9 protein-coding genes and 1 tRNA gene are annotated in these 7,970 nt (G+C 60.4%); 6 read left to right on the top strand and 4 right to left on the bottom strand.

From position 1 onward, the window contains the following. On the bottom strand, positions 1–262 hold a 262-nt coding region (locus AC1DUU_RS16665; RefSeq protein WP_476784521.1), incomplete at its 3' end, for a response regulator. A 451-nt stretch (positions 263–713) separates the two neighbouring features. Between AC1DUU_RS16665 and AC1DUU_RS16670 the strand changes: the two genes are divergently transcribed. Further along, entirely contained in the window at positions 714–1,091 is a 378-nt protein-coding gene (locus AC1DUU_RS16670) for a flagellar export protein FliJ (RefSeq protein ID WP_476784522.1), read from the top strand. A gap of 87 nt (positions 1,092–1,178) precedes the next feature. On the opposite strand, the gene AC1DUU_RS16675 is transcribed toward AC1DUU_RS16670, so the two are convergent. Next, positions 1,179–1,589: a winged helix-turn-helix transcriptional regulator gene (locus AC1DUU_RS16675; protein WP_476784528.1), complete on the bottom strand. Its 411-nt coding sequence runs from the start codon at positions 1,587–1,589 to the stop codon at positions 1,179–1,181. A gap of 96 nt (positions 1,590–1,685) precedes the next feature. On the opposite strand from AC1DUU_RS16675, the gene AC1DUU_RS16680 reads away from it, so the two are divergent. Next, positions 1,686–2,612 carry an NADP-dependent oxidoreductase gene (locus AC1DUU_RS16680; RefSeq protein ID WP_476784523.1) on the top strand — a complete coding sequence of 309 codons (927 nt, stop codon included), beginning with the start codon at positions 1,686–1,688 and terminating at the stop codon, positions 2,610–2,612. A gap of 66 nt (positions 2,613–2,678) precedes the next feature. Here the strand turns inward: AC1DUU_RS16680 and sciP are convergent, their stop codons facing one another. After that, positions 2,679–2,954: a CtrA inhibitor SciP gene (gene sciP, locus AC1DUU_RS16685; protein WP_013529904.1), complete on the bottom strand. Its 276-nt coding sequence runs from the start codon at positions 2,952–2,954 to the stop codon at positions 2,679–2,681. Positions 2,955–3,222: 268 nt separating this feature from the next. Here sciP and mnmA point away from each other — a divergent pair, with 268 nt between their 5' ends. Continuing rightward, entirely contained in the window at positions 3,223–4,413 is a 1,191-nt protein-coding gene (mnmA, locus tag AC1DUU_RS16690; protein WP_476784524.1) for a tRNA 2-thiouridine(34) synthase MnmA, read from the top strand. A gap of 83 nt (positions 4,414–4,496) precedes the next feature. On the opposite strand, the gene AC1DUU_RS16695 is transcribed toward mnmA, so the two are convergent. Next, positions 4,497–5,450, bottom strand: coding sequence for a Gfo/Idh/MocA family protein (locus AC1DUU_RS16695; RefSeq protein WP_476784525.1), 954 nt, complete (start codon positions 5,448–5,450; stop codon positions 4,497–4,499). Between the two features lie 383 nt (positions 5,451–5,833). Between AC1DUU_RS16695 and AC1DUU_RS16700 the strand changes: the two genes are divergently transcribed. From AC1DUU_RS16700 to AC1DUU_RS16710, 3 genes are all read left to right on the top strand, one after another. After that, a tRNA-Met gene (locus AC1DUU_RS16700) sits at positions 5,834–5,910 on the top strand. A gap of 191 nt (positions 5,911–6,101) precedes the next feature. After that, a complete protein-coding gene (locus AC1DUU_RS16705; RefSeq protein WP_476784526.1) occupies positions 6,102–7,052 on the top strand; it encodes a sugar-binding transcriptional regulator in 951 nt (316 codons plus the stop codon). A gap of 238 nt (positions 7,053–7,290) precedes the next feature. Further along, the coding region (locus tag AC1DUU_RS16710; protein ID WP_476784527.1) for an extracellular solute-binding protein at positions 7,291–7,970 on the top strand (680 nt) is incomplete at its 3' end.

Genomic DNA, 7,970 nt, shown 5'->3' on the forward strand with positions numbered 1-7,970 from the left:
CCTTGTCCTCGATACCGGCAATGCCGGAGAGGATCAGGATCGGCGTCTTGACCTTGGACAGGCGCAAAGTGCGCAGAACCTCGTAACCCGACATGTCAGGCAGATTCAGGTCGAGAAGGATGATATCGTAATCATAAAGCTTGCCGAGATCGACGCCTTCTTCGCCGAGATCGGTCGTATAGACGTTGAAGCTCTCCGATTTGAGCATCAATTCGATGCTCTGTGCGGTTGCACTGTCGTCTTCTATCAGCAGAACGCGCATTCATATCCCCTTTTCTGCTGCCGGAACCTCTTCGCGGTCCAATCCATACCGGCCCAGTGCTACTGAATCGGAGGCTGCCATCGAATGGTTAACAAAACCTAATTTCGTATGGAAGACCATATCAGAAATTTTAACCGGCGCATACACCCACTTGAATCTAAACRTGAATCACACGGTCAACATCTTAACGCGACGCATTAACAAGGCTGACTAAGCGACTCCGGAGACGACCCGATCACATTCGCGGCGAAAACCAGAATCTTTACCGGGTCTTAAGTCTCGATGGATATGATTAACGATGCGCGTAAACGAATGGTTACCGGCGGAGAAAAACTTTAAAAGTTTGTTTTCCATATCCGGGAGTTCAAAACCGGTTCRGTTGCGGCGAGGTCCCTCGGGGCCGCAGTAGGCGGTTAGAAGTGCGTTTTTCGGTGTTCGGGAGTATCGGGTCATGAAATCACGTGAGAACCTGGTCAGACTCAAGCAGTTTCAGGTGAACGAAAAGCGCCGGCAGCTGATGCAGCTCGATTCGATGATTGCCGAGTTCGACCGCATGGCCAACGATCTGGAACTGCAGATCGTCGCCGAAGAAAAGAAGGCGGGGATCACTGATCTCAATCATTTCGCCTATCCGACCTTCGCCAAAGCCGCGCGGCAACGACGTGACAATCTCAAAAACTCCCAGCATGACCTGGCGCAACAGCGCGCCGCAGCCGAATCCTTACTCTCCGAAGCTGAAGCGGAGCTGTCCAAGGCAGAGATGCTGGAATCGCGCGACCGCAGCACCCGCGACGCCGAGGCCGGCGGACGCAGCGCGATGATCGGCTAAAAGCAGATATTTTCCAGACAGTTAGCGCAGGACAACCAGCGCTAGTAAGGCTCCCGACTCAAGCGTCCATCGGGAAGCACCTTGGCCCTAGGCCAAAAATTCAGCCGGCTCATTCTCGCCGGCCAGCGACTGGGCGCGCGAATCACGAATTTCAGGCGCGTGGCGCTCAGCCCAGACCCTGATCTGGTTGAGCAGCTCGGCAAGGTTGTGTCCCAGTTCAGTCAGCTCATATTCGACGCGCGGCGGGATGACCGGGAAGATCTCGCGCCGCACCAGCCCGTCACGCTCCAGAATGCGCAGCGTCTGCGTCAGCATCTTGGGCGTTATGCCTTCGACCTTGCGGGCAAGCTCGCCATGGCGCCGCCTGCCAGGCTTCAAAGCCCCGACAACCAGATAGACCCATTTGCTCGCCAGCATCTCAAGCACGGTGTGCGACATGCATTCGCGCCTGAAGGCGTCGTAGCCGAAGGGTGTGTCAGGTGCGCAATCGCTATCCATGAGGTACCTATATATCATGTAGGTACATACTGGACAAGAGAATGATACTATCCAAATGATAGTGGCACCTGCATTCATCCCAAGGAGGACTTTCCCATGCGTGCCATTACCCAGAACACCGTCGGCGGACCCGAAGTGCTTGAGATCGCCGACCAGCCCACACCGCAACTCAAAGCAGGCGAAGTGCTGATCCGTGTCAAGGCTGCGGGCGTCAATCCCGTCGATGCCGCGGTGCGCGGCGGTTTTTACCCGCTTTTGGGTGAACCGCCTTTCGTGCTCGGCTGGGATTTGTCCGGCATCGTCGAGGCTGTCGGCCCGAGCGCCAACGGCTTTGTTTCAGGCGACGAGGTTTTCGGCATGCCACGTTTCCCTGCGCAGGCGGCCGCCTATGCCGAGCTTGCATCAGTCCCGGCAAGCGAACTGGCGCACAAGCCTGAAGCGCTCGACCATGCGGCGGCGGCAGCCCTTCCCCTCGCCGGACTGACCGCCTGGCAGGGCCTGGTGATATCAGGGAAGCTCAAGGCGGGAGAGCGGGTGCTGATCCATGGGGCTGCGGGCGGTGTCGGCCATCTCGCGGTACAGATCGCCAAGGCGCGCGGCGCCTACGTCATTGCCACCGCAAGCCCGGGCAAGGTCGATTTTGTCCGCTCCTTGGGCGCCGACGAGGTGATCGACTACACCAAGGACGATTTTATTGCCAAGGTGGGCCAGGTCGACATGGTGTTTGAGCCGCTGGGCGGCGACCATGCCGAAAAATCGCTGAAGGTACTGCGCAAGGGTGGCGTGCTCGTCGCCCTGCTTGAAACCAGCGAAAAGGCCAAATCCGACGCCAAAGCGAGCGGCATTCGCATCGAGCGGATTTCGGTGCGGCCCGACCGCGAAGGGCTGGAAGAACTCGCCAAGCTGGCGGTGTCCGGCAAGCTCAAGGTCCATGTCGCCAAAAGCTTCCCGCTCGCCGAGGCGGGTGCTGCCCACACCTACCTTGCCACAAGGCCCAAGGGTAAGGTGGTGCTGACGCTCTAGAGCGCCAAATGGAAAAGGGTGCGGCAAGCCGCACCCTTTCTTATTGGTTGGCCGCAACGGCCGGTGTCAATGACGGTATTGCTGGATGCGCGTGGTGCGCAGGCCTGCAAGCCCGTATTCGTCAATGGAAGCCTGCCAGGACAAGAACTCCTCAGTCGTCAACTTGTAGCGTTGGCACGCTTCGTCGAGACTGAGCAGCCCTCCCCTGACCGCTGCGACCACTTCCGCCTTTCGGCGGATAACCCACCGGCGCGTGTTGGTCGGGGGCAGATCGGCAATCGTAAGCGGGCTGCCGTCCGGCCCGATAACATATTTGACACGCGGTCTAACCAGATCGGTCATCGTACTCTCTACTAAAAACTCAAAGACCCAATCACCTGCCACACTAGCGCCACAGCTTTAAAAATTGCCTAAGCGAATACTAAGAGCTAAGTAACGAACGTGAACAGAACGTTAGACTCTCAATCCGCAATTTAACCATCTGCCCCGTTGGCTGGTTTCGCGTCGAAAAACGCGTATCGGCCCGGTGCGGGTGGCACTGCGAAGAGGCTTGACCTATATTGCAGCCATTGGCATGCAGCCGACCCTAAGACAGCGGAACGCAATCCCGATGAATAGCCTGGACCTGCCCGGACGCCCCGAAGACACTCGCGTGGTTGTTGCCATGTCGGGTGGTGTCGATTCTTCAGTCGTGGCCGGCCTGCTCAAACAAGAAGGTTATGACGTCGTTGGCGTCACGCTTCAGCTCTACGACCATGGTGCTGCGACCCATCGAGCCGGCTCCTGCTGTGCTGGCCAGGACATCGCCGACGCCCGTCGCGTGTCCGAAACGCTCGGCATTCCCCATTACGTGCTCGACTACGAGGAACGGTTCCGCAAGGCGGTGATCGACCCCTTCGCCGAAAGCTACGTCGCCGGCGAGACGCCGATCCCCTGCGTGTCGTGCAACCAGACCGTCAAATTCGCCGACCTGCTGGCCACCGCGCGTGAGCTGGGCGCTGCCGCTCTCGCCACCGGCCACTATATCCGCTCCAAGCAGAACGGCGCCCACCGGTCGCTCTACCGGCCGGTCGACGCCGACCGCGACCAGAGCTATTTCTTGTTCGCAACAACCCAGGAGCAGATCGACTATCTGCGCTTTCCCTTGGGCGGCATGTCCAAGCCCGACGTTCGCACTGCTGCCGAGCGCATGGGCCTGACGGTTGCCGCCAAGCAGGACAGCCAGGACATCTGCTTTGTGCCGCAGGGCAAATATTCCGACATCATCGCCAAGCTCAGGCCTTCGGCGGCCAATCCCGGCGATATCGTCCATATCGACGGCCGTGTGCTCGGCCGCCATGAAGGCATCTTGCGCTACACCATCGGCCAGCGTCGCGGCATCGGCATCGCTTCGGGCGAGCCGCTTTATGTCGTGCATATCGACGCCGAGCGCGCGCGTGTCGTTGTTGGCCCGCGCGAGGCACTGGAGACGCACAAGATCTTCTTGCGTGGCATGAACTGGCTCGGTGACGACGCGCTGTCCGCCGTGCCTGCAGGCGGGCTCGAACTCTCCGCCAAGGTGCGCTCTTCGCGCCCGCCGCGTCCTGTCGTTTTGCACCACCGCGATGGCGCAACATGGGTCGAGCTTGTCGACGGCGAGTCGGGCATCGCTCCTGGCCAAGCCTGCGTGCTCTATTCCGACGATGGCAATGAGGCGCGCGTCTTTGGCGGCGGCTTCATCGAACGCTCCGAGCGCCACGCCGACGCCGAAGCGATGCTGTCGCGGCTGGCGGCAACGCCGGGGCCGATAGCTGCAGAATGAGGGGAATGGGGCAGTAAGGCATTAGGGCAGTATTGCTCGATGCCTGTTGCCCCACTGCCTTACTGCCCTATTCCCCTATCCATTCAATCGTGCGTGACCGTTCCCGCGGTGAGGATCCTGAGCACGCCGAGCGCTTCTTCAGCACCGGTGCGGGGCTCTTCGCGCGTTTCGATGCAATGGATGAAATGCTCGAGCTCGCGCGTCAGCGGCATGGCATTTTCGAGCGGGATGTAAGTCGGCTCGTTCATTGTCGATGTCCACTGCCCGCTGTCCTGCCACACCGCGTGACGGTACACAGCTAGCTTGCGCTCCTGCGGCTCGACATCGTCGAACACCGCCATGCCCTTGGTGCCGACCACCGTCAGCCGGCGTTCGCGGTAGGGATTGAGCCTGGACGCAAACAGGTGCCCGCGCAGGCCATTGGGGAAACGCATGTGCAGGTGGGCGAAATCGCTGAGGTGGTTGAGCACCGCAGCCCCCTCGCCGCGCACCTCGATGGGGGCGGTGCCGGTGATCGCCAGGATCATCGACAGATCGTGCGGGGCAAGATCCCACAGCGCATCATTTTCGGCGTGGAATTTGCCGAGGCCCAAACGATGCGAATGGATGTAGCCGATTTCTCCAAGCTCGCCCTTGTCGACAAGCGCCTTGAGCCCCTCGAACGCCGGGTGGAAACGCAGCACGTGACCGGTCATGAACACGCGGCCATTGTCGCGCGCCGCCTTAACGGCACGCTCGGCGTCGGGCACGGTCAGCGCGATCGGCTTTTCGACCAGCACGTCCTTGCCGGCCTCGACGGCCCGAATCGCAAAGTCGGCGTGGAACTGCGGTGGCAGCGCCATGACAACGGCATCGATGTCGTCGCGGGCGAAAAGTTCGTCAGGGGTGACCGCCAGGCAGCCCTGCTCGGAGGCAAAGCGCTCGGCACGAGCCGGGTCGATATCGGACACGGCATGGAGGGCACCAAGCGACTTCAGGGTGCGGATATGATTGCCGCCCCAATATCCGCATCCAAGGACTGCAATACGCGGTTTCATCAGGCTCTTTCCAAGGGGATTTATGTCGGCAGACATAGTGGCCGCGCCTTGTGAACTCAACCCCGCAGCCTGCGCCAAAATCACCTGGCGCGCACGCATTCGCGTATGAACGCAACTGCCAAGCTCGTTTGCAGCGAACTCTGCGGTCAAATCACTGTTATGGCCAAACGTCGTCTACGCGCTCCGGCGCCGCAAGAATGCCGTGCGAAAACCCGGCAGCAACACGCTGAGCAACAACCTGACGAAGCGTCTTGGGAATAATCCGGAATTGCCCAATGTCACTGCTTGACAGGTTCGTCATCCAGACATTATATCCGCCCGACCTTGGCGAACGCTTCGACGCCTGCCTCTTGCGAGACAGTTTTTCGAGCCTTCTCCACCCTGGCGGGATAGCTCAGTTGGTTAGAGCACGGGAATCATAATCCTGGGGTCGGTGGTTCGAGTCCACTTCCCGCTACCACTTCTTCCAACAAGACATGTGAGCAGTTCACTGCGTTTCGCGGCTCAGACGATACGTCGATCTCGACGCGTGCGTTCAATCTGCCTTCGTGGCATCGCCAATCGTCGCGGCGAACAAATGACATATCTGCGAGCAATTGCGCATTTCTGAAAACCCTGCGAAACTGCCGGGACTGAGCAGAGGCGCGACGCATGAGTTCCCGGACAGAAAACGCAAGGCTTGATGAGGCCGCCCGCGCGGGCTGGCTTTATTACGTCGCGGGCAACACTCAGGACCAGATCGCAACGAAGCTTGGCGTCTCGCGCCAGACAGCACAGCGCCTGGTCTCGCTGGCCATGTCGGAGGGCCTGATCAAGGTCCGAGTCGACCATCCGATCGCCAATTGCCTCGACCTTGCCGCGCGACTGCGCTCGCGTTTTGCGCTCGACCTTGTCGAGGTCACGCCCAGCGACCCGGATTCGTCGTCGACCACCATCGGCATCGCCCAGGCAGCAGCCACCGAGATCGAGAAATGGCTGCGCTCGGCCGAGCCTATCGTCATGGCAATCGGCACCGGCCGCACGCTGAAGGCGGCGATCGAGCAGCTGCCGCCGATGGAATGCCCGCACCACAAGGTGGTTTCGTTGACGGGCAACATCTCGCCCGATGGCTCGGCGGCGTTTTACAACGTCATCTTCAACATGGCCGACACCATCAAGGCGCGCAGCTTTCCCATGCCTTTGCCAGCAATTGCCTCGTCGCCGGACGAGCGCCGCATGCTGCACAGCCAGCCACTCATCCAGCCGACGCTGGCGCTGGCAGCCCAAGCCAACGTCACCTTTGTCGGCGTCGGCGACATGGGCCCCAGGGCCCCGCTCTATGAGGACGGCTTCATCACCGAAGCCGAACTCAAGGCGCTGCAGAAGGCAGGCGCGGTCGGCGAGATCGTCGGCTGGGCCTTCGACCGCGACGGCAGGTTGATCGACGGCATCACCAACGATCGTGTCGCTTCCGCACCCCTGCCCTCACGCGAACGCTCGCTGGTCGTGGCGCTCGCCATGGGCGAACGCAAGCTGCCGGGCATCCTGGCCGCAGTCACCCGCCGCCTCGTCAACGGCCTCATCACTGATGAGCGCACCGCCGCTGCCTTGCTGGCCAGTTGAGCTAAATCCCCAACCTGCTGCGCAACGACAGGCAGCCGCCTGCCGTTGAAGGCATGGCGCGCGTCCGCATCTGGGCGACCGCTGGAACCGCCCTATTGTTCATGGCGTGAGCAATCGACGTGATTTTGGGCAGTCGCGGATCGACAGCGCCCAGATTCCTGCTTGACATAAATCAGTTGGGATGAATAATTGCTCACAGCCAAGGCAAATGCTCATCTTGGTCATTGGGAGGAATTCGATGAAACTGAACACGCTCTTCCTGGGCTTGTGCGGAGCGAGTGCGCTTGCTTTTGCCGCTCACGCCGAAACAATCACCATCGCCACCGTCAACAATGGCGATATGGTCCGCATGCAGAAGCTGACGGACGACTTCACCACCAAAAATCCCGATATCCAGCTCGAATGGGTCACGCTCGAAGAGAACGTGCTGCGCGAGCGCGTCACCACCGACATCGCCACCAAGGGCGGCCAATATGACGTGATGACCATCGGCACCTATGAGGTTCCGATCTGGGCCAAGCAGGGCTGGCTGTTGCCGCTCGACAAGCTCGGCGCCGACTATGACACCGCCGACATCATTCCTGCCATCGCCGGCGGCCTGTCCGCCGACGGCAAGCTCTACGCAGCGCCGTTCTATGGCGAGAGCTCGTTTGTCATGTACCGCAAGGACCTGATGGAGAAAGCCGGGCTCAAGATGCCCGACGCACCGACCTGGGAATTCATCGCCGACGMTGCCCGCAAGATGACCGACCGCGCCAATGACATCAACGGCATCTGCCTGCGAGGCAAGGCCGGATGGGGCGAGAACATGGCCTTCCTGACCGCCATGTCCAACTCCTTTGGCGCGCGCTGGTTCGACGAAAAATGGCAGCCGCAGTTCGACCAGCCCGAATGGAAAAAGACGCTACAGTTCTATGT

The organism is Aminobacter sp. P4_H6_2 (assembly GCF_056400805.1).